Here is a 19,694-nt window from a genome sequence, read left to right as displayed (position 1 = left end):
CCCTGCGTCGTGTTTCGCGTCCCGCTCGACGCCCGGTTTTCAGATCCAGCTTCTCAGGATGACCGCCGCCTGAGGATCGTCCTCCAGCAGCGAGATGAGATGCCGGAACACACCCATGTTCTTCCGACAGAACCCGCTTGTCGGCTTGTGCCCCACCCGGTCTCCCTGGGTGGCGTGATGATACACCGGATCGCTGCCGCAGTAAGGCTGAAACCCGCAGTCGCTGCACATCGGCATGACCTCGGTCATCGTCTCCTCCAGCGTCGAGAGCAGGGCCTCGGACGTCATGACGGTCTCGAACGTGTCGCGGTGCAGGTGACCGAGGCGGAACGTCCTGTCGCCAGTCTCGGCCAGCATCCGGGCCTCGTCCGAGGCGTAGATGTCGCCGTCGTAATTGAAGACGAGGGCGCTGATCCCGAGGCCCGCCGGCGACTGGAGGTCGACGTAGCCGGTCGGATAGGGGGTGAGCATCTTCCGCAGGACGATCGAGGCGTACTCCTCGGCGAAGACGATCCCGCGGCGGTTGAGCTCGACGATGTGGGCGAGGCCCCGCCGGTAGAACTCCAGCCAGCGGTCGGCGTCGTAGCGGGCCGCCATCCCGGTCTTGACCGCAAAGCCGTAGGGGCTGAGCGGGCGGAGGAAGATTGAGGAGAAGCCCTGCCGGACGTATTCGTCGATGACCGCCTCGGGCTGGTCGAGGCTCGCTTCGGTCGTTGTCATCAGGGCCGCGACGGCATGGGGGCCGACCGTCTCGCGGATGCGGCGGATTCCATCGATCGTCCGCTGGTGGCTGTCGGCTCCCGGGCGGGGACGGTTGCGGTTGTGCAGTTCGGCGGGACCGTCGAGGCTCGTTGAGAACAGGACGCCGTGGTCGCGGCAGAACGCCAGGATCTCGTCCGTCAGGAACGCGAGGTTTGTGGCGATGACGAACTGGATGTCCCGCGGTCGTGCCGCCTCCGCGTTGATCCGCTCGACTTCGAGGACGACGTGCCGGATGAGGTCGAAGTTGAGGAGCGACTCGCCCCCCTGGAACTCCACCTTGAGCGACCGGGAGGGACCGCGGAACAGGAACTCGATCCCCCGGTCGGCGGTCTCCCGCGTCATGTCGAAGGCGTGGCGGTCGGTCGACTGCCGCGAGACCTGGCAGTACGGGCAACTATGATCACAGCGGAGCGAGACGACGAACAGGAACAGGCTGGTGAACTGGGCAACGAACGACTGCTTGGTGCGGAGCTTCACCGCCAGAAGGTCGAGAGCGACGCTCGAATCGCCGTCGATCAGGAAGTGCCGAGCCTTGAGGTCTTCGTACCGCGGCGAGCCGATCGGCAGCTGGTGACGGACGAGTGCTTCCAGCTCTGGCCGCGGCAGGACGAAGTACTCTCCGGCCAGGTTCGTCACGACGTACCGTTCGCCATCGAGCGGAATGAACCGCAGCGGGAGGAGGGCGTACTCGGCGCCAACCCGGTCGGCGTAGTGCGAGAGCGGCCGGAACCGGTCGTTCAGTACGGGGAGCGGCGCGAGCACAGGGAGCGACGGAAGAGAGGAGAGCGCGGCGGCATCGGGCCCGGACATCGTCAGCCCCCCGGGGTCGGCGCGTGCCCGCGATCGGTCGCCTGCGAGACGCGGATCCCGAGCGGGTCGGCGTCGGGATCGCCGGTCTCTCCTTCCGGATCGAGCAGCGACGTCGCCGAGAACGCCTGGGCCAGCAGCAGGTTCCGGACGCCGAGCGTCTCTTCGGCCACCATCTCCCGCAGCTCCTGGTCGAGTGCCTCGCCGCAGAAGTCAAGCCGCGCGGCGTCCGCCAGCGCGTCCGGACCGGGATGTGTTGCTCGCTCCCGCGACTCCTTTGCCATCAGTTCAACGCGGACCCGCCCATCCGGCTGCGGCTGCAGATGCACGCGGTAGCGGTCGCTGCATCGGTAGGCCGCCTTCTTCAGCGCGGTGAGGCGGCAGATCGACGGGTCGACCTCGAACTCGATCCGTGCGGTCGGCTCCGGACTGGTCATGCTCTCCATTCCTCGCGGGAAACGACGGCGGTCTGGCCGCGGTCCCCCGCACGTCGATCAGTGCGAGTCCTTGTGGAGCTTGACGGTCTCACCGTCCGGCCCCGTCAGCGTCACCGACAGGCCGGGGATGTCGATCTCCGTCAAACGAAACCGGTCCAGCGTGTCTCTGACCTGCATGGTGTGCTTGCGGCGGTCCTTCACGTCGTAGATGACCGCCTTCCCCACCTTCGCGATCCGGGCCACGCTGACGAGGTGATACCGCTGGTCCGGCTGCGTGAGATCGATGGCCGACGGATCGGCCGGACGTTTGGCGACCGGCTCCACGGCCTGAAGAGGAACCTCAGGAGGCCGCGCCACCGGAGGGAAGAACGACGGTGTCCGCCTGGGCTCCTCAGGGACCGCATCGGGCGCAGACGCGATCGGCAGGTCCGTGGAGTCGGGCGTCGGTGCGACGGGGAGCCGTCCTTCGCGGCGAACATGGGCCGGCATCGGCGGGGCGATGACCGACTCAATGCCGTCGCTCCCGCCGTTCGCATCGTCGCCGGGTTGAAAGATCCCGGTCCCGTGATGCAGCGACCGCGGCGGGGTCGGCTTGGTGAAGGCTCGGGCCGCCGGTCGCGGCGGAGGATCGGCGATCGAGCGATCGGGGGTAAGCCGCATGCTGCTGCCGATGCTGGCCGAGAAGTGCGACGAGTGGCTGCTACCGGAGCTGTGGGAGCGATGCGAGCTGTGTGACCGATGGGAACTGTGAGACCGATGTCCCGCGAGCATCCGGGTTTCATCGGGTCCAGGCTGCAGAACGAGCGGTGGCGGGAGCGGAGCGTCCGGCTCTGCGAGACCGGGCAGCGTTGCGTCAGGCTGGAGCGGGCTGTCGCGGAGACGCTCCGGCATCGTCAGCGTATTTTGAAGCGGTGCCGCGAGGATCGCGGCACGGTCCTGAATGTCTCGCAGGAGTCCGCTGTCCCGGGCGGAGGCAGGGGACTGGCTCAGGAGCGCGGCGGCGGCCAGCGACAGGGATCCGATGCGGCGGGTGAGCCTCGCGGATCGGGAGTCGTCTGGCCTTTGTGGTTCGTTTGGCTCCGGCATGAGCAGCCCCGTCAGCATGACCCTGACCGATTGGGGCAACCCCCGCCGTGTTCGGTCTTACTCAGATGATGCCCGGCGTACGCGCCGGAGTCCAGAGTGGAGAGTTCCAGGCGGCGACGAAGGCCTCGGCCAAATCAGGGGGCTGACGCCCCCCGCTCGCCGGAAGGCTCGCCGTGCCGATTGAGCTGACAGAAAGGCTCAATCATGCAGACCGGGTTTCAGGAACTCCGCGGCGCCGAGGCGATTCTTCAGGAGTGTGGTGAGAGCATTTCGCTCACGCCGCATGGGTATCCCTGCTTCCGCGACGTCGACACCGTGGCGCAGAGCGTTCGCGGGACCGATATGTCGGCGGACTTTGTGATCGTCACCCGCGGGGAGCAGGCGAACCGCAACGGGTGCCTGGTGCAGATCGTGCCGGGCGAGGGGGGCGATGGGCTGCTGCTGCAGAACTTTCAGCGGAATCCCGTGGTGCTGCTGAACCATGGGGAGCAGTTCGCACTGCCGCTGGGACTCTCTTCCACGCCGGTGCTGGAGGCGAAACGGGCGACGGCACGGGTCACCTTCTCCCAGGTGCTGCCGGAGGCGCAGCAGGTGTTTGCGCTGCTGGATGAGGGGACGCTGAAGACGGCGTCCATCAGTTACCTGCCGCACAAGGCGCGGCTGCATGCGTTCAAGCGGCCTTCGGTGAACGAGGCCGCCGAGGTGATGGACTTCCGGTCGTCGCGGGTGGTGGACTTCATTTCGAACGACCTCCTGGAGTGGTCGATCGTGACGATTCCGGCGGACCCGGGGGCGGTGCGGCGGTTCCTGGAGCTGGGGCGGATTCGGGGTGAGAAGCTGACGAACCCGATCCGGCAGTCGCTGGCGCCGCATGCCGAGGAGCCGCTGGCGGTGCTCGGGTGGAGCCGGGAACGGGACGCGCTGCTGCAGCGGATCGCGCGGCTTGAGCAGTCGGTGGGCGCGGGGCTTCCTGCGGCCAGTCCAACAGCCGACGTGGCGCTGCCGGCGAAGGGGGCGCCCCTGCCGCTGAGCCGGATCGTGGGTGACACCATTCGCGCGAGCATTGCGCCGCTGCACCAGCGGGTTGATGTGGCGATGCGGAAGTTGGGGCGGCGGGCGGGCCGGTGAACGAGCTAATGAGCCACGGGCGTGCGGCGCAGAGGAAGGAGAGAAGGGGCCGCCGATGAACACGGATCAACACAGACAGAGGCGGGAGTGCGTCTGTCGTCGCAGCTTCACCGGCCCAAGGATCGGGGTCCAGGGGGTACCCCTGGTGGGGAGTGCAGAGGGGCAACGCCCCTTTGCCCGCCGGAGGCCTGGCCGTCGACCGCAGCCCCACCCTTGAAAGGGTGGGCTATTTTCGGCCGTCCCTGACGGGACTTCCCCGCAATGAGAGTTCCCTGGACACCACGCCGCTGGCTTTGCACTCGTCGCGGGTTGGTAAGGGGGCATACGGCACCGCGTCCGCGCTTGGACACGCGCTCCTTCAGACATCTCTCGACGGCCAGGCCTCCGGCGGGCAAGGGGGATTCTCCCCCCTGCACCCCCTGACCAGGGTCCCCCTGGACCCCGATTCTTGGGCCGGTATGGCTGCAAGGTCTGCCTCCTTGCCTTCATCTGTGTTGATCCGTGTTCATCTGTGGCACCCCTTCTCCGCCAGAAGCGTTCATGAGCCTCTCAACACTCACTCACGCAACACCTCCGTGCCCTCTGCGCCTCTGTGTTTCCAACTCTTCGAATTCCTGAGCGCGGGACGTTGGTTTGGACCCCGCGAACCTCGAACGTGCGCGCCCCTCACCCCCACGTGCCGATTCACCCGTGGAACCACTTCCAACCACCTCCACCAACCCCACACATCAGGGCAGGAATGCGAATTCACTCCGAGACCGAGTCCGACGTCGGCAACGTCGCCGACGTCGTCAAACAAGCGGTCGACACGGCGATCCAGCCGCTCGTCGAAAAGCAGGAACATCTCGAACGGGCACTCGACGACGCCCGCCGGCCGCGGGTCAACGCCCGCAGCCAACTCTTCGGCGGCGGAGCCCCCGCCATCCGCGAAGGCGAAAATCCCCTCTCCAGCCGCGGCTACAGCTTCTCCAAGCTCGTCCAGGCGATGCACCCGGACAACCGCGAGCCGCGAAAGTTCGCCAAGATCGAGTTCGACGTCAGCGACCGGCTCCACAAGGTCGGCTTCGGCGGCGTGGGACTCGACGGAGCGTCGCTCCTGGCTCCCATCGGCGCAAGCCATCTGCAGTACCTCGATGACCGCGAGCGGGCCGAGATCCAGTCGATCGTCCGGCAGGGAGTGGTGGGATGCGATCCCGACGAAGCCCGCTGGCACGCGGCCTGGCAGGCCCGGCGGCGGAACCAGGATCTGTCGATCTATGACGACACCGTCTACGGCGTCTTCCTCGGGCCGACGCAACAGGGAGAGCTGATCGACCTGCTGCGGGCCAAGGAGGTCTTCACCGCGGCCGGGTGCACCGAGTTCACCTTCCCGCTCAACGGCTCGATCCAGTGGCCGCGGATCACCGGCGACCCGACGGCCTACTGGATCGGCGAGGCGGGGACGATCACCCCCAGCACGCCGACCTCCGGCTCGATCGACATGCGGGTCAAGAAGCTGGCCTGCATCGTCACGATGCCGAACGAGCTCTTGCGGTTCTCGAGCCCGCAGACCGAGCTGATGCTCCGCAACCAGATCGCCAACGCCCTGAGCCAGGAGCTGAACGCGACGCTGCTGAGGAACACGGCGGTGAGCGACGTGAAGCCGAAGGGGCTGATCGCCTACGACGGCGTCCTGCCGCACGCGGCGTCGAGTCCCGGCACCGACGGCGACACGCTGGAGCCGCAGGACCTGATGCTGGCGGAGTCGCTCGTCGCCGAGCGGAACGTCGACACGACGAATTTCACCTGGCTCGTCCGGCCGACCATGATGGCCTACCTGGCGACGCGGCGGGCCGATGCGGTCAGCGGCGGCGACGGCAAGGGGGCGTTCGTCGTCGACGTCGAGAAGAGCCGCCTGGGTCCGTACAGCTACATCAAGTCGAGCATGGTCCCCAGCGACCGGGCGAAGGGTTCGGCGACGGACCTGAGCTGCCTGGTGGGGGGCGTCTTCTCCGAGTACCTGCTGGGTCGGCACGGGGTCATCGAGTTCGTCCTGAACAACACGATGAGCACGAACTTCCTCAACGACCGGACCTCGATCCGGGCCATCCAGCACGTCGACGGCCGTCCGCGACGCGAGGAAGCGTTTGTTTTGATTGACGACCTGGTCGTCGGCTGACCAGGGGGGTGGGAGAGGATTCAGGATTCAGGATTTAGGTTCTGAATCCTTTCTTCCTGGGTCGACTTCTCTCCTCCCCATCCTCTTCTCCTCCCTCTGTCCCAGCTCCGACTCCCGACTCCCGACTCCTGACTCCTGACTCCTGACTCCTGACTCCTGAATCCTCTCCATCCATGCTTCGCGACTACCAACACAACCTCGATGTCCGCGGTTCGATCCCTGCCAGCAGTGAGCTGTCCGGGACGACTCCGGTGAACGGCGACTCGGTCCAGTTTGAGGACCATCTCGGCCCCGTGGCCGGGCTGTTTTCTCTGGGCACGGCGACCGGTTCGCCGGCGAGCTTCTCCGTGGAGTGCAAGCTCCAGGAGTCGACGACGGGCAACTCGAACTGGACCGACATCACCGGCGCGGCGGTCACCCTGACCGCCAACAAAGCGGTCGCGCTCCTCCAGGGGACGCGGACCAAGCCGTACGTCCGGGCGATCGCCACGCCCGCCTTCACGGGAGGCTCGACCCCCAAGCAGTTCGTGGCCTGCCCGGTGTTCGCCCAGGCGGCGCAGGTGCCGTGAGGGAATGGGGGGGACTAGGGTCTAGGGACTAGAGACTAGGGATAGGAAGGAGCTCTCTTCTCTGTCCGTCGTCCTCGGGGTCCAGTCGTCGCAAGACTCGTGACGACGAAGGCCCCGTCTCCTCCGGTCCCTAGTCTCTAGTCCCTCGTCCCCCTCCCTTCCTCCCGTTCGATGGAGCGTGTGACGACCTTCGTTGTCGCACGCTCCATCGTGTTTCGGGCGGGCAGAAACCTCGATCCCACTGAAGGCCACTTCTCCTCAGGTCCCTGGTCCCTAGTCCCTAGTCCCTAGTCCCCTCTCCCCGACTCCGAGGTCTTGATGCCCGCTCCCGGATCTGCTGCGAATCGCCGGCCGGGGTGTGTTGCCTATCGGGTCTCGGTCGGCGGCGAGCTCGTGGAGAAACCGCTCTCGACGATGGATGACTTCGAAGTCGCTCGGGCCGCGATCTATGCCGGGCATGATCGGACCGAAGTGGTCCAGGCGGCGCGACGGGGGGCGCTTTCCGTGGGCCGCGGTGTGGCGCGGCGGCAGTGGCGTTCGCGGCGGCGCGAGATGGTTCGGGCGGCGCTCGTGGCGAATGCCGTCCCGCCGCATCTGTGGAAGTATGCGACCTGGCTGCGGCTGGGAGCGTGGCTCGTTCCCTTTCCGTGGGGAGCGATCCTGGCCGCGATCCTGTGGACGGTTGACCAACTTGTGAGCGAGGAGGCTGTGACGTGGCTCTGATCACCCGCGCGAACGCCAAGACCTGGCTGGGACTGGCCGGCTCCGCCGATGACCCGTTCCTCGACCTGGCAATCGAGGCCGTGCAGGCAGGGCTCGACACCGCGCTCTCCCGGCGGCTGGAGAGCCAGGTCCACACCGAATACCTGAGCGGGAGCGGGATGCCGTCGCTCTATCTGCCGCAGCGGCCGGTGACTGCCGTCGCGTCCGTCGAGATTCTCGATGGGCCGCGGGGGGCGGTGCTGGAGTCACTGGCGGCGGGGACGCACTACGCGCTCGTCGACAGCCGGCCGCATGAGCGGAATGCCGGGTGCATCGAGATGCGGGACTCGGTCCTGTGGTCGCGGCAGGAGAGCGGGCCGCTGTGGCCGGTGGGGCGGAACAACATCAAGGTCGTGTTCACCGCGGGCTATACGGCCGAGACCTGTCCGGCGGATTTGAAGGCGTGCCTGTATCAGATGCTCGCGCTGGCGCGGCAGGCGCGGAAGCGGGGGCTGCTGCACAGCGATCAGTCGCTGGGGGATTACAGCTATACGCTGGCGACGGGGGGCGGGTTTGAAAAGCTGCCGATGGGGGTGCTATCGACGATCGGGCAGTACCGGGAGGTGGTGATCTGATGGACGATCTGTTTGGGAACGAGTGCGAGATCCTGCGGTGGATGGACCGCGAGCCGACCGCCGGCAACCACTATGAGCCGACGGCGGACTTTGTTCCCGTCTGTTCGGGGGTGCGGTACAGCCTGCGGGTCAAAGGGGGGACCGAAGAGGTCACGATCGGCGGGCAGCAGGTGGTGTTCGAAGCGGTCGGGTATTTTCCGTTTGAGACGTCGCTGCGGGCGAAGCCGGGGGGCGTGGAGAATGACCGGATCCGGGATATGTCGACGTGTGCGACGTATCAGGTGATGGCCGTGTTTGATCAGACGGGTCACGGTGAGTTTCTGAAGGCGTTGCTGCGGGCGAGTGCCTGAGCCGGGGTCCAGGGGGAACCCCTGGTGGGGAGTGCAGAGGGGCAACGCCCCTTTGCCCGCCGGAGGCCTGGCCGTCGAGAGATGTCTGAAGGAGATCGTGTCCAAGCGCGGACAACGTGCCGGATGCCCCATCACCAACCCGCGTGGATTCCACGGCGAGCGGTGAGTTCTTAACGCCGGTTCCACAAAGGGGACATCCGTTGTGCACCACGGTTCCTCATGGAAGTGCCTCCCGGGCCAAGGAGGCCTGTGCTTTTTGGCCGCTTGACCCCAGGCTGTCGTGGCACATTGGGTTTGAGCTATCACGCTGTGCCGGCAAGGACGCGGTTCGAGACAGCGGATGTTCCGAATCAGGGGGCTGACGCCCCCCGCTCGCCTTCTTCTGTGTCTACGCAAGCTCCCGGCGGTGCCCAATCTGGCCTCTTCCGTCGCCGACGCGGCTCGGCAGGAGCCTCGCCCTCCCGGGGCATCCTTGACCTGCGAGATCACTCCCCACAAGACTGCCGCAAGGGATTCCCGAGGTGCTCGAAGGAGGAATCCCATCGCTCCCAGGAGGCCGGAATGTTCACTGCACGCGCGCTACTGATCGCCCTGATTCTCGGCTGCGGAACCCTCGCAATCGCCGCCCCGCCAGAGACTCCGGCGGAGGGAAAAGTCGTGGGACTGGCGACCCTGCGCGGCCAGCCGGTGAGCAAAGCCCGCTTCTTCCTCCATTATCCCGACGGACAGTTCCTCGGCGCCAAGATCAATGAGGAAGGCCGCTTCACGATCAGCCGCGCTCCGGTCGGCGCCTACAAGGTGACCATCGAAGGACCGGATATCCCGGCGAAGTATTCGTCCGATGAGAAGTCGGGACTCGTCGTCGAGGTCCGGGAGGGGGAGAACACCTTCCAGTTCGACCTCCACTGACGACGGCGCCCTGGGTGGCTTGGACCGTTCCGCGGGCCTCCGGCGGGCAGGGCTCCGCCCTGCACCCGCCAGGGGCCTGTCAAGATCACAACACGGGCCTGGCCCCCGGCTCCTGAATTACGCCTTGGCCGATTGCCGCCAGGCTTCGTAGCGGAGCGATCCAATCCTGGCTCCCGCATCCGGCACCAGCGCCCGCTCCTGGAGCTGATCCCCGAAGTACCGCGCTTCCGAATCCCCCACGACCCGCCGCCCATCCCCACCGGCGACCAGCGCCCGCCCGATGAACTCCGACATCGGCAACGACTCCGGCCCACCCAGCTCCACCATTCCGTTCACCGGCGCGCCCAGCACGGCATCGAGCACCGCCGACGCCACATCGACCGCCGCCACCGGCTGGAACTGCGCCGTCGGGAGCCGCACCTCCCCGTCCACCGTTCCCGAAGCCGCGATCGCCTCCAGGAACTCGAAGAACTGCGTCGCCCGCACGATCGTGTACGGCACGCCGCTCCCCTCAATGAGCGCCTCCTGAGCCACCTTGGCCCGCATGTAGCCGCTGTCCGGCAACCGCTCGGCCCCCACGACCGAGAGGGCCACGTGATGCTTCACGCCGGCCTTCTTCTCCGCCGCCATCAGGTTCGACGTGGAGCGTTCGAAGAACTCCATCACCGCCTTGTCCTCAAACGACGGCGAGTTCGAGACGTCGACCACCACGTCCGCGCCGGTCAGCGCTCCCGCCAGCCCTTCGCCCGTCACGGCATTCACGCCGGACCGCGGCGAGGCGGACAGCACGTCGTGCCCCCGCTCCCGCAGGCTCGCCACCACCTTGCTCCCGATCAGACCGCTTCCGCCAATCACAACGACTTTCATCACTCTGTCTCCGTTTGACGTTTTCGTGTTGAGGATGCCTGGGCTTTCGAACTTTCGCTCGCCGGCAGGCCGCTTGGCTCACGAGGAAACCGGACTTACTTCTTGGGTTCCGGGACCGCGATCTCCTTCGCGTCCCGCGGATGGACCACGAAGGCGATCAGGCGCGTCGTCCCTTCTTTCGCCGGGTTCTTCGAGACCCGGTGCAGGCATCCCGTCGGCTCGTAGAAGGTCTCACCTGCCTTGAACCGCTTCGTCGGCTGGTCGTCGATCCCGAGCTCGTACTCCCCTTCCAGGACGTACACGAACCCCGGCCCCGGATGACGGTGCGAATCCCCCGCCTCCCCCGGCCCGATCGTGACCTCGACCGCCGTGACGGCCGACTCCTTGCCGTTCACCTTCTCCTGAATCTCCCGCGAGGAGATCGTTCTGACCCGCTCCCCGTGCTCGTGAGGGGCGGCGAAGCCCATCCCCACGGCCCCGACCATCACTCCCGCCGCTGCTGCCATCCAGGTCCGAATCATCGTGCGACCTCCAGGTTTGTGTGACTCCGTCCGCCCGTCTGAGCCGACGGGCGGACGGGCTTTACAGAGAAGACGAATGAGCTGGGCCGTTTGTGACACTCGGGCGAAAAAAGTCGGCTCGCTGAGGTGCCGGGGGAACGACCATCGGCAGGGCGACGCTCCCGCGGAGCCGCGAATGTCCAAGGGACGGGCGACTCTGGACAGGACCGTCACTGCCGGGCCTCGTCGATCGAATCGCTCGGCCCGGGGAGGCTCGGCAACGCCTGCGGCTCAGCAGGAGCTTCGCCCTCCCGGTCGCGACAGTCACCGTCCTGCGCTTCACGCGGCTCGGCAGGACATTCGCTCTCCCGGCTGCGGCACTTCTGGGAATCCGTGTCATCACGCCGAGCGAGTCCGGCGGCACGTCACCACGTGGTCCGTTCGGCCGCGCCGGTCTCCGTGTCGAAGACCAGGACGCCCTGGGCATCCGCGTCGAGCTGGTCCACGAGTTGGCCTCGCGGGCTCCAGATCGCAGAGCGTCCGGCGGCGACGAAATTGTCGCAGGGACCGATGGAGTTCGCCATCAACACCGCCATGCCGTGCTGCCGGGCGATCGCCGGGTAGTGGACGAAGGCCCGATCGACCCCGCCGACAGACTTCGCCACGCTCGCCAGATAGACGTCCGCCCCCGCACCGGCGGCGGCCTCCGCGTGCTCGGGCTGGAGGGACTCGTAACAGATCGCGGGAGCCAGGACGTGCCCGGATTGCCGGAGCAGGACCTGCCGCGTGCCGCTCCGGAAGTACGGGAGCTCATCCACGTGGAGGAGCATTTTCGAATAGGTCAGTCGCGGCGCGGCGGGCTGGAACCACACTTGGCCGATCTCGACTCCGGAGCCCGCCTGGAGCGGGAGCCCGACGGCGATCGTCAGTCCGCGTTCCTCCGCGAGGGCCTGGAAGGGGCCGAGGCGGGAGTCGTCCGCTGTCATCGCGAGGTCCGCCGCGAGGGTCGGCTCGTAGCCGGTCAGCGAGAGCTCAGGGAAGATGATCAGCTCCGCTCCGAACGCGAGGGCCCGCTCGATCGCCGCGCGGTGCAGGGAGAGATTGGCGGTGATGTCTCCGGCGGTCGGCTGGATCTGTGCGGCGCAGAGTCTCATTGGCGGGGGCCCTTCGTTGTCTCCAATGAAGACAGCATCGCGGGAACCAGGACTGCCGTCACCGCCGCGGGTGGAACGACTTCGGGAAATCCGTCGACACGAGGCGACGGCGGGCCGATGGAGTGGTATGGCATCCGGCAGCGTTCAATTTCGATGGAGTGGTCTCGACGCGTTCGCGCAGTCGCTGCGGCGGTTTGGTGAGGAGGCGGAGAAGGAGCTCGAGCGGGAGATGGAGGTCATTGCGGCCCGCTGGGCGGCGGAGGCGCGGCGGCGGGTACCGGTTGAGACCGGGGCGCTGGGAGCGACACTGCTGCATGAGAGCGGCCGGGAGGGGTCCGAGTTCTTTGCCGCCGTCGGGAGCAATCAGGAGTACGCGCCGCACATCGAGTTTGGGACGGAGTGGATTGCCGGCGGGGCGGTGAAGGCGATCGGGACAGCTCCTGACGTGACGGACAGCCAGGCGGTGCGGTCGTGGCCGGCGAAGGACGCAGGGGGCGGCGGGGCGGGCGAACAGATGCCGTTCCTGCGGCCGGCGTTCATGGCGATTGAGGAGTGGGCGATCAAGCGGTTGAAGAAGGTGGTTCAGATGGATGGTGGCCGGTAGACCACGAGGCCGGCCATTGCCGGTACACTCCGGAGTGCGTACGGAAGGTGAACGCGGGACGCTCTATCAGGGGGCTGACGCCCCCCGCTCGCCGGTTACTCCGCAAGCAGCTCGACGATCTTGTCCCGCAGCGCCTTCGTGTGCGCTTCGGTGTGCCCGACCTGCAGCAGCCGGATGACTCCCTTGCGGTCGATCAGCACCGACTGCGGGATTCCGGTCACTCCATAGTTCGTAAACATCGAGCTTTCGTGCTCGTCGACGATCGAGGGGAACGGGAGAGCCTTCTTCTTCATATAGCGGCCGACAGCATCCGTTTCCTTCGGGAGATCCTTGTTCTCCTTGAACACCGGCTCGTCGCCCGCTTCGTCCCACTCGAACCCGTAGGATCGCGTCACGCCTACGATCTCCAGCCCCTGGCCGTGAAACTCCTGGTGCAGGGCGGTCACCTCGGGAAACGCGGCGATACATGGACCACACCAAAGGGCCCAGAAGTCGAGGAGGACGACCTTTCCCTGGAGCGCTTCCGGGGGCCGCGCGTCTCCGTTCACCCAGCCCGCCCCCTTGATCTCCGGAGCGGGCCGGCCCGTCAGGGACTTGGCGATGATCGCGGCCTGGATCCGCGGCTCATACTTGGCGAGCTGTTCTCGAACACGGTCGATTACCTGGCGGTTCTCAGTCGATTCAATCTCGGTCTGTTCCAGCGTCTTCTTCAGGAGGGCGAGGGCCGCTTCCGGTTGGTCGCGATACATCCGGTCGACGGAGTTCGTACGGACTTCGAGCATCGTGAGGACCGCGCGGTCGGAACCGGGGTTCGTTTTCAGCATCTGCTCTGCCGCGGCGTCGAGTTCCGCAGAGAGCGATCGAACGACGTCCGGCTGTTCGGAGCGATCTGCCAGCGAGATCCGCGACTCCATGACGTCAACCCAGTGGCCCAGTCCTTCGGACTCTGGAGCCCACTTCTCCCGACCGACCTCCAGCTTTCGTTGTTCGCGGGAGAGCAGGTCGTCGCCTGCCGCGAATCCTTTCCGCTTGGCGACCCAGCCCGCGACGTTCGCCAGTTGGCGGAGTCTGGCCCCCTTCAGAAACTGCGAACTGGCCGGCAGAATCACTTCGTTGAGCCAGGCCATCGGTCGATCGAGGGCCGCCCGTCCCTTTTCTTCCTGGCCCAACTCCGCGTAGAGCCCAGCGAGCACGGACGAAACAAACGGCAGAGTGCGGAGGCGATCGCGATCTCCCGCGTGCGACATCGCGTCGTCCAGGAGCTTCTCCCCTTCGACGGCCGCCTCTTCGAAGCGATTCTCGGAGCGGAGGCGGAGGACGATCTCCATCCGCTTCATGCGGGTGGGTGAATCATCCGGCGACTCCGCGATCGCCGCTTCGAGGGCCTGGATCGCTTCCGGGATGGGGGCCTTCCGCAGCTGGGTCTCGAGCTTTCGGAGCCGCTCCGCGCGGTTGGGGACATCCGCGCCGCGAACAGACGGGGCGGGCAGGATCGACAGGAGCAGCAGCACACTCAGCAGGCGAGCACGAACAGTGACCATCCGGGGGCCCTCCGAAACGGGTCGTTCCCGCGGCGCATTGCCGGGGTGGAGGGAGTTTATCTTTTGCCGTTGGACGCCGACCAGCATCCGCGGTTTCTGCCGGTGCGGAGGGGCGAACGCGGCGCCTTTGAGCTCAGACGCCGCGTGGCAGCGAGGCGGGGTTGACCGTCGCTTTCGGGCGGTCGTAGGGTCCGGCCGCTTCACGCCGCGGTTGGTCCGGCTTGCCGGGGGAGCGCGTCATGGTTCGTCACGTCACACTTTCGCTGACACTGGCCGGGGGGCTGCTCTCCGGTTGCATGTCGCTCGGTTCGATGGCGATGACGGCTCCGGCGTTGCGGTCGCTTGATGAGTATCCGCTGGATGGGTCCGTCGAGGTGGATCCGGAGTTGAGCAAGGTCTCGCAGGAGCTCAGGCTGCGCGAGGTGCGGCACACGCTGGCAGAGACGCAGTGCGGGTCGCGGATTGCGGTCTACATGGGTGCCCGAGGGGAGCGGAAGTTCAGCGGGACGCTTTTGAAGAAGTCCCGGCATGAGATTGAGATCGTGAACTGCATTCATCGGGAGCCGGTTCCCGGACCGGATGACCGGCGGCAGATGCAGACGAGTCATGTTCCGATCCGGTCGTTCAAGACGGCGGAGCTGGTTCGGGTTGATGTGCTGGATCCGCCGCCGGCGGACTATGTCGCGCCGGATCTGGACGAGTGCTGGGACGAGATGATGATCGAGAAGATCACTTATCGGTCGGGCCGGCCGACGACGCTGTATCCGATGACGATTCCGAAGGGGTGCACGCTGGATCCGGAGCATCTGCCGGAGCCAGGGTCCGTGCGGTTCTATGGCGATCCTGAGTAAGACGCGCCCGCCGGCGCAGCGCTGATCGCTCAAGCCCAACGTGCGACGGCCGCTGGGGTCAAGGGGGCAACCCCTTGCCGCCGGAGGCGCTTCGATGAGGAACCGTGGGACACCACGGATGTCCCCTTTGTGGTACCGGCGTTGAGGACTCCCTCTAACTACACCGCTCGCTTCGCACTCCTCGCGTCGCAGGTGAGGGGGCATACGGCACGTTGTCCGCGCTTGGACACGCTCTCCTTCAGACATCTCTCGACGGCCAGGCCTCCGGCGGGCAAGGGGGGGTGACCCCCTTGCATCCCCCACCAGGGTGCCCCTGGACCCGGTGGGGGCCTACTTCGCGGTTTCAACGTCCTCTGAGTCGATGACCGCAGCATCCGGATTCGCCAACGACGGATGCGACGCACCACAACTCCAGCACACATCGAAATTCCGCGGCACCTCTTCGTGGCACGACGGACAGCCCCAGTCGCCACCGTAATCGTTCGCCAGGATCTCACTCAGAACGCGCTGCGACTTCCGACAGTCCTGACCCGCCAGCAGGAGATCCGCAGTGGCTGCCATGGCTCGTATCGGGTCCCGCTGAATCACCGCCGCCCGAATGTCATGCACCGCCAGCAACAAGCGGATGTGCTCGGCGATCATGGCATTCACCGCCCGGCAAACGACCTTGGGATCACCCTCCTCCGATCGGTCCGCCGAGAACTCCGGATCCATGCCCGCCCTCCTCAACGCGATCGCACGTCGAACAAAACGCCGACCACAGTCTGCACTTCCGGTCGCGGCCAAACAAGAAGTTTTACCGACCTCCGCCATGTGGTTCGCACCTTCGGATCATCGGCCGATTGAACCACATGCCGACCCTCTGGACCGCCATCATCACCCACCTCCTCGCGGACGAGACCCTCCGTAACCTCGTCCACGACCGCATCTGCTACGGCACACCCCGCTTCGCCATCGATACCTTCCCCGCCGTCCGACTCCTCCTCCTCAGCGACATCCCCAACCCGCACATCCCCGGCGACTCCGAATCCCGTCTCCAGATCGATGTCACGGCCGCCAGCGCGGCGGCTGCCTGGCCCGTCGCCCGTCGCATTGAGGAATTGCTCCGTTATCCCACCCGAGAGCACCCCGTGCCGATGGAGTGTGAGACCTGCTGGCTTCGCGTCGCGACGCCAGGACAGACCGTTCAACTTTTGTCCCAGCGAGACAACCCGGCCGGCGGTGGCAAGCTCGTGCAGCTCACCACGGACTGGACCCTTCGCGTCACCAAGAGAGAGTAGAGATGGCCGCCGCACTGCGTGAGATTACCGGGGGAGCCGCGATCCTGAAGGTCGCCAATCAGGACATTGGCCACACCCAGGGAGGGATCGAGTTCACCTACACCAAGGGGACGCGGAACCGCGTCGTTGACCGGTACGGCAATAGCCCGGTCGACGTCATCAACATCGGCGACGAGGCGTCGGTCACGGCGCCACTCGCCGAGTGGTCGGAGGCGGTCCTGCAGGAGATCTTCCAGCAGGGGACCGACGGGACGTCTGATCCGACGCCTTACATGGGGCTGGGTCGGCGGGCCGGTTCGTACTATGAGAAGAAGCGGCTGGACATTGTGCCGATCGCGGAGCCGGATGACACGAAGGCGATCACGCTCTGGGCGTGCTGCCCGACGGGCGAGATCAGCGTGATGCATGACAATGAGAGCGACCGGATCCTGAGCCAGCAGTTCATTGCGTGTATCGACGAGAGCCAGGACGACGGCGAGCTGATCGGCAAGATCTATGTGGGCGTCGACCGCGGAAGCGAATCGGCATAGCGTCCTTGCCGGCGCGACGCCGATACCTCAAACCCAATGTTCCACGGCAGCCGGGGTCAAGGGGGCAACCCCTTGCCGCCGGAGGCATTTCCATGAGGAACCGTGGGACACGACGGACTTCCGCTTTGTGGTCCCGGCGTTGAGGACTCACCGCTCGCTTTGCATCCCCGCGGGTTGGTGAGGGGCATACGGCACGGTGTCCGCGCTTGGCCCCTCGCTCCTTCAGCGAGATCGAGACGAGACGGGCCTCCGGCGGGCAAAGGGGCGTTGCCCCTCTGCACTCCCCACCAGGGTGCCCCTGGACCCGGCTCTTGGACGCCCCCTTAGAACCTGCCGAACACTCGATGACTGCGACGCACGGCCTCCAGATCATGCAGAATCGTCGGCCGCTCCGGACTCCCCTCACGCGGACCTCCCGCCATCTCCAGACCAGGACCCCCACCCCCTCCACTCCCGCACACGACCTTCACATCCTCATACGCCGCTGACTCCTCCACCACCGCCTCATTCCTCCGCGCTACCACCCAGCTCACACCAAACCCGTTCACAATCGTCCCCAGCGTCGACACCACACCCACCACCCAGTCCTGACGGATGAACAGAAAGATCGTCCCCACCAGGAACACAATCACCGTCGCCCCGAACACAAACAACAGAATCGTCCACAGGTTCCGCCAACGGGCCAGATTCTGATACCGCTCAAACGCAATCGAACACGGACTGACCGGCAGGTTCATGACCGCTCCTCTCGCAGGCAATGTCTGGCAGCCCTCCCGGTTGGCGCGGCCCGGGATGGAAAAAGCAATGTGATGGCTCCAGCGGAATCCTATCACCCCGCCGCCCCTCAACACTATCCGCGGACCGCAACCGGGGCTTCCTGACAATTCTTCGGGAATTCCCCGGAATCTTGCGTGATATCGACCGCGCCGCTTCGTCTCACTCCGTATGTGGGACTGCAGCCCCTGCTGTCTCACGGTTTCCCGCCCCTCCTCTCTCTACGGGTATGCCGATGCTGGCCTTCATCGAGACCCCGGCGGGGATCGACCCCGTCCGCTCCGCCGACCGCCTCATCGCCGAGGCCCCCATCCTCCGCAACACCTACTTCTCCGCCCTCGCCTCCGGGGCGATGTCCCGCGAGGCCTTCCTCCAGACGCAGATCCAGTTCTTTCACGCGGTCCGCTTCTTCCCCCGCCCGATGGCCGCCCTCATGGCCCGGCTCCCCGACTCCGGCCGCCGGATGCCGCTGATCCACAACCTCGCGGAAGAACACGGAGCCGACGCCGACGAAACTCCCAGCCGCCTCCCCGCCGGCACTCCCCTGTTCGATCCGCTCCGCGCCCACGACCGGACCTTTCTGGCCTTCCTGAACTCGCTCGACGTGACGCCGCAGCGGGTCCGCGAGATCCCCGAGGGTTCCGCGGTCCGCGCGTTCAACCTGGGACTGTTCGGAGCCTGCGCGGCCGAACCGGTCGAGCTGGCCTTCGCCTGCCTGGGAATCATCGAGTACGCCTTCGCCGAGATCTCCGCCGAGATCGGCCGGACCGTCGTCGAGCGGGAATGGGTCGCGCCGAACGATCTGGTCCACTACACGCTCCACGCGGAGATCGACCGCCGCCACGCCGCGGAGTTCTTTGACGCCGTCTCTGAGGCCTGGAACGCCGGCGGCCCCGGCCGGGAGAATGTCCTCAGCGGCCTGCGGCTGGGACTGCACCTCTTCGACCGGCTGTACGCGGACCTCGAGCGGGATACCCGGAGGGCCCCATGACCGCGCCCGCCCCTCTCCCTCTTCCGGCGATCACCCGGGAGCCGCCGACCCGACCGCCCGGTCGGTCCGCGCCGACGATCCCTCCGGAGTTCCTGGAGGCGTGCCACGAGCCGCACACGGCACGACATCTCCGGCGGCTCGTGGAGTTCCTGGCGATCTATGTCGCGAGTGCGGCGCTGGCGATCGTGCTGGCGGAGCGGCTGCCGGGGCCGTTCGGATGGTTCCTGCTGGCGCCCCTCTGCCTGCTGTCGGCCGCGGCGCTGCATGGGATCAGTCTGTTCACGCACGAGGCGGTGCACGGGACGCTCTGCCGCAATCGCGTGCTCAACGATGTGCTCGGGGCGGCGTGTGCGCTGCCCGTGCTGCAGAACGGGTCGGCGTACCGGGTGCTACACCTGCGGCATCACCGGCATTTGGGGGAAGACGGGGACCCCGATCACTATGAGAACTACACCCGCTGGTCGTGGATGGTGTTCCTGATGAACTGGCTGCGGCTGCTGATCGGGTATCCGGTCTACATCGTGGCGATTCCGATTCTGGGGTTTCGGCACGGCTCGAGGGCGCAGCGGGTCGGGATCGTGGCGGAGGTTGTGGCTCTGGGCGTGCTGGCGGCGGCGATCTGGTGGAGTCCTGTGCCGCGGATGTGGCTGGTGTGGGGATGGCTGGTGCCGATGCTGGTGATCAATACGCTCGTGAATATCCGGGGGATGAGTCAGCACACGTTGCTGGAGGAGGCGAGCGATGAGGTCCGGGGGACGCGGTCGATCCTGACGGGGCCGGTTGTCCGCTACTTCATGTGCAACGAGAATTTTCATCTGGAGCATCACCTGTATCCGGGGGTGCCGTGGCATCGGCTGCCGGAGGTGCATGCGTGGTTGAAGCCGGAGCTGGAGCGAAGGGGGGCTCCGTACATTCCGTCGTACACGGCGTTCGTGGTGGAGTTCATCAAAGGGAGTATTGCCCGCAGCCCGTGGGGCCGAAGGTCAGCGCGCCCGCCGGCACGACTCCCATAGTTCAAACCCAACGTTCCACGGCTACTGGGGTCAAGGGGGTCTCACC

The 19,694-nt window shown here is 66.5% G+C and carries 22 protein-coding genes; 13 read left to right on the top strand and 9 right to left on the bottom strand.

Annotated features, from left to right (window positions below):
- Positions 1-39: 39 nt before the first annotated feature.
- The 3 genes from hxsB to VT03_RS34325 are packed head-to-tail and all read right to left on the bottom strand — an operon-like array spanning position 40 to position 3,092.
- On the bottom strand, positions 40-1,572 hold the full coding sequence (hxsB, locus tag VT03_RS21805; RefSeq protein WP_082846422.1) for a His-Xaa-Ser system radical SAM maturase HxsB: 1,533 nt from the start codon (positions 1,570-1,572) through the stop codon (positions 40-42).
- Positions 1,573-1,574: 2 nt separating this feature from the next.
- The gene (locus VT03_RS21800) at positions 1,575-2,006 is read right to left on the bottom strand and encodes a hypothetical protein (RefSeq protein WP_075094954.1); all 432 of its coding nucleotides are present in this window, start codon (positions 2,004-2,006) and stop codon (positions 1,575-1,577) included.
- A 57-nt stretch (positions 2,007-2,063) separates the two neighbouring features.
- Complete coding sequence (locus VT03_RS34325; protein ID WP_231870493.1) at positions 2,064-3,092, bottom strand: hypothetical protein; 1,029 nt, start codon at positions 3,090-3,092, stop codon at positions 2,064-2,066.
- Between the two features lie 204 nt (positions 3,093-3,296).
- On the opposite strand from VT03_RS34325, the gene VT03_RS21785 reads away from it, so the two are divergent.
- The 7 genes from VT03_RS21785 to VT03_RS21755 all read left to right on the top strand — a co-directional run bounded on the left by VT03_RS21785 (position 3,297) and on the right by VT03_RS21755 (position 9,543).
- A complete protein-coding gene (locus VT03_RS21785; RefSeq protein WP_075094951.1) occupies positions 3,297-4,220 on the top strand; it encodes a hypothetical protein in 924 nt (307 codons plus the stop codon).
- Positions 4,221-4,959: 739 nt separating this feature from the next.
- A complete protein-coding gene (locus VT03_RS21780) occupies positions 4,960-6,378 on the top strand; it encodes a phage major capsid protein (RefSeq protein ID WP_075094950.1) in 1,419 nt (472 codons plus the stop codon).
- A 173-nt stretch (positions 6,379-6,551) separates the two neighbouring features.
- Positions 6,552-6,947 (top strand): hypothetical protein, encoded by a 396-nt coding sequence (locus VT03_RS21775; protein WP_075094949.1) that lies wholly within the window; start codon positions 6,552-6,554, stop codon positions 6,945-6,947.
- Positions 6,948-7,265: 318 nt separating this feature from the next.
- Entirely contained in the window at positions 7,266-7,670 is a 405-nt protein-coding gene (locus tag VT03_RS21770) for a hypothetical protein (RefSeq protein WP_075094948.1), read from the top strand.
- Positions 7,661-8,284: a hypothetical protein gene (locus VT03_RS21765; protein ID WP_075094947.1), complete on the top strand. Its 624-nt coding sequence runs from the start codon at positions 7,661-7,663 to the stop codon at positions 8,282-8,284. Before VT03_RS21770 ends, VT03_RS21765 begins: the two co-directional genes overlap by 10 nt.
- Positions 8,284-8,634 carry a hypothetical protein gene (locus tag VT03_RS21760; protein ID WP_075094946.1) on the top strand — a complete coding sequence of 117 codons (351 nt, stop codon included), beginning with the start codon at positions 8,284-8,286 and terminating at the stop codon, positions 8,632-8,634. Before VT03_RS21765 ends, VT03_RS21760 begins: the two co-directional genes overlap by 1 nt.
- 561 nt (positions 8,635-9,195) lie before the next feature.
- Entirely contained in the window at positions 9,196-9,543 is a 348-nt protein-coding gene (locus VT03_RS21755; RefSeq protein WP_075094945.1) for a carboxypeptidase-like regulatory domain-containing protein, read from the top strand.
- Between the two features lie 117 nt (positions 9,544-9,660).
- On the opposite strand, the gene VT03_RS21750 is transcribed toward VT03_RS21755, so the two are convergent.
- The 3 genes from VT03_RS21750 to VT03_RS21740 all read right to left on the bottom strand — a co-directional run bounded on the left by VT03_RS21750 (position 9,661) and on the right by VT03_RS21740 (position 12,064).
- Positions 9,661-10,410: an SDR family oxidoreductase gene (locus VT03_RS21750; RefSeq protein WP_075094944.1), complete on the bottom strand. Its 750-nt coding sequence runs from the start codon at positions 10,408-10,410 to the stop codon at positions 9,661-9,663.
- 95 nt (positions 10,411-10,505) lie between these two features.
- Entirely contained in the window at positions 10,506-10,931 is a 426-nt protein-coding gene (locus tag VT03_RS21745; protein ID WP_075094943.1) for a cupin domain-containing protein, read from the bottom strand.
- 404 nt (positions 10,932-11,335) lie between these two features.
- Positions 11,336-12,064, bottom strand: coding sequence for a carbon-nitrogen hydrolase family protein (locus VT03_RS21740; RefSeq protein ID WP_075094942.1), 729 nt, complete (start codon positions 12,062-12,064; stop codon positions 11,336-11,338).
- Between the two features lie 127 nt (positions 12,065-12,191).
- Here VT03_RS21740 and VT03_RS32870 point away from each other — a divergent pair, with 127 nt between their 5' ends.
- The gene (locus tag VT03_RS32870) at positions 12,192-12,668 is read left to right on the top strand and encodes an HK97 gp10 family phage protein (RefSeq protein WP_075094941.1); all 477 of its coding nucleotides are present in this window, start codon (positions 12,192-12,194) and stop codon (positions 12,666-12,668) included.
- Between the two features lie 95 nt (positions 12,669-12,763).
- Here the strand turns inward: VT03_RS32870 and VT03_RS21730 are convergent, their stop codons facing one another.
- Positions 12,764-14,209: a TlpA disulfide reductase family protein gene (locus VT03_RS21730; RefSeq protein WP_075094940.1), complete on the bottom strand. Its 1,446-nt coding sequence runs from the start codon at positions 14,207-14,209 to the stop codon at positions 12,764-12,766.
- A 239-nt stretch (positions 14,210-14,448) separates the two neighbouring features.
- On the opposite strand from VT03_RS21730, the gene VT03_RS21725 reads away from it, so the two are divergent.
- Positions 14,449-15,060, top strand: a complete 612-nt coding sequence (locus tag VT03_RS21725; RefSeq protein WP_075094939.1) for a hypothetical protein — start codon at positions 14,449-14,451, stop codon at positions 15,058-15,060.
- A gap of 330 nt (positions 15,061-15,390) precedes the next feature.
- Here the strand turns inward: VT03_RS21725 and VT03_RS21720 are convergent, their stop codons facing one another.
- Positions 15,391-15,774 (bottom strand): hypothetical protein, encoded by a 384-nt coding sequence (locus tag VT03_RS21720; RefSeq protein WP_075094938.1) that lies wholly within the window; start codon positions 15,772-15,774, stop codon positions 15,391-15,393.
- Between the two features lie 137 nt (positions 15,775-15,911).
- Here VT03_RS21720 and VT03_RS21715 point away from each other — a divergent pair, with 137 nt between their 5' ends.
- Entirely contained in the window at positions 15,912-16,340 is a 429-nt protein-coding gene (locus VT03_RS21715) for a hypothetical protein (protein ID WP_075094937.1), read from the top strand.
- Positions 16,341-16,342: 2 nt separating this feature from the next.
- Positions 16,343-16,870, top strand: coding sequence for a hypothetical protein (locus VT03_RS21710; protein WP_075094936.1), 528 nt, complete (start codon positions 16,343-16,345; stop codon positions 16,868-16,870).
- A 323-nt stretch (positions 16,871-17,193) separates the two neighbouring features.
- Here VT03_RS21710 and VT03_RS21705 read toward each other — a convergent pair whose 3' ends face one another.
- On the bottom strand, positions 17,194-17,607 hold the full coding sequence (locus VT03_RS21705; RefSeq protein WP_075094935.1) for a hypothetical protein: 414 nt from the start codon (positions 17,605-17,607) through the stop codon (positions 17,194-17,196).
- 272 nt (positions 17,608-17,879) lie between these two features.
- Here VT03_RS21705 and VT03_RS21700 point away from each other — a divergent pair, with 272 nt between their 5' ends.
- Both VT03_RS21700 and VT03_RS21695 read left to right on the top strand, forming a co-directional pair.
- Positions 17,880-18,635 (top strand): TenA family transcriptional regulator, encoded by a 756-nt coding sequence (locus VT03_RS21700; RefSeq protein ID WP_075097225.1) that lies wholly within the window; start codon positions 17,880-17,882, stop codon positions 18,633-18,635.
- The gene (locus VT03_RS21695) at positions 18,632-19,648 is read left to right on the top strand and encodes a fatty acid desaturase family protein (protein WP_197489039.1); all 1,017 of its coding nucleotides are present in this window, start codon (positions 18,632-18,634) and stop codon (positions 19,646-19,648) included. Before VT03_RS21700 ends, VT03_RS21695 begins: the two co-directional genes overlap by 4 nt.
- Positions 19,649-19,694 lie beyond the last annotated feature (46 nt).

The organism is Planctomyces sp. SH-PL14 (assembly GCF_001610835.1).
Lineage (GTDB): Bacteria > Planctomycetota > Planctomycetia > Planctomycetales > Planctomycetaceae > Planctomyces_A.
Note: the sequence above shows the minus strand (reverse complement) of the source record. Positions and strands in the feature narration are given on the sequence as shown.

Bases quoted from the DNA above. Each gene is read 5' to 3' on its own strand.
- VT03_RS34325 (WP_231870493.1), bottom strand. From the start codon at position 3,092: ATGCCGGAGCCAAACGAACCACAAAGGCCAGACGACTCCCGATCCGCG.
- VT03_RS21750 (WP_075094944.1), bottom strand. From the start codon at position 10,410: ATGAAAGTCGTTGTGATTGGCGGAAGCGGTCTGATCGGGAGCAAGGTG.
- VT03_RS21800 (WP_075094954.1), bottom strand. From the start codon at position 2,006: ATGACCAGTCCGGAGCCGACCGCACGGATCGAGTTCGAGGTCGACCCG.
- VT03_RS21775 (WP_075094949.1), top strand. From the start codon at position 6,552: ATGCTTCGCGACTACCAACACAACCTCGATGTCCGCGGTTCGATCCCT.
- VT03_RS21700 (WP_075097225.1), top strand. From the start codon at position 17,880: ATGCTGGCCTTCATCGAGACCCCGGCGGGGATCGACCCCGTCCGCTCC.
- VT03_RS21695 (WP_197489039.1), top strand. From the start codon at position 18,632: ATGACCGCGCCCGCCCCTCTCCCTCTTCCGGCGATCACCCGGGAGCCG.
- VT03_RS21760 (WP_075094946.1), top strand. From the start codon at position 8,284: ATGGACGATCTGTTTGGGAACGAGTGCGAGATCCTGCGGTGGATGGAC.
- VT03_RS21725 (WP_075094939.1), top strand. From the start codon at position 14,449: ATGGTTCGTCACGTCACACTTTCGCTGACACTGGCCGGGGGGCTGCTC.
- VT03_RS21745 (WP_075094943.1), bottom strand. From the start codon at position 10,931: ATGATTCGGACCTGGATGGCAGCAGCGGCGGGAGTGATGGTCGGGGCC.
- VT03_RS21730 (WP_075094940.1), bottom strand. From the start codon at position 14,209: ATGGTCACTGTTCGTGCTCGCCTGCTGAGTGTGCTGCTGCTCCTGTCG.
- VT03_RS21740 (WP_075094942.1), bottom strand. From the start codon at position 12,064: ATGAGACTCTGCGCCGCACAGATCCAGCCGACCGCCGGAGACATCACC.
- VT03_RS21710 (WP_075094936.1), top strand. From the start codon at position 16,343: ATGGCCGCCGCACTGCGTGAGATTACCGGGGGAGCCGCGATCCTGAAG.
- hxsB (WP_082846422.1), bottom strand. From the start codon at position 1,572: ATGTCCGGGCCCGATGCCGCCGCGCTCTCCTCTCTTCCGTCGCTCCCT.
- VT03_RS21770 (WP_075094948.1), top strand. From the start codon at position 7,266: ATGCCCGCTCCCGGATCTGCTGCGAATCGCCGGCCGGGGTGTGTTGCC.
- VT03_RS21705 (WP_075094935.1), bottom strand. From the start codon at position 17,607: ATGAACCTGCCGGTCAGTCCGTGTTCGATTGCGTTTGAGCGGTATCAG.
- VT03_RS21785 (WP_075094951.1), top strand. From the start codon at position 3,297: ATGCAGACCGGGTTTCAGGAACTCCGCGGCGCCGAGGCGATTCTTCAG.
- VT03_RS21755 (WP_075094945.1), top strand. From the start codon at position 9,196: ATGTTCACTGCACGCGCGCTACTGATCGCCCTGATTCTCGGCTGCGGA.
- VT03_RS21780 (WP_075094950.1), top strand. From the start codon at position 4,960: ATGCGAATTCACTCCGAGACCGAGTCCGACGTCGGCAACGTCGCCGAC.
- VT03_RS21720 (WP_075094938.1), bottom strand. From the start codon at position 15,774: ATGGATCCGGAGTTCTCGGCGGACCGATCGGAGGAGGGTGATCCCAAG.
- VT03_RS21715 (WP_075094937.1), top strand. From the start codon at position 15,912: ATGCCGACCCTCTGGACCGCCATCATCACCCACCTCCTCGCGGACGAG.
- VT03_RS32870 (WP_075094941.1), top strand. From the start codon at position 12,192: ATGGCATCCGGCAGCGTTCAATTTCGATGGAGTGGTCTCGACGCGTTC.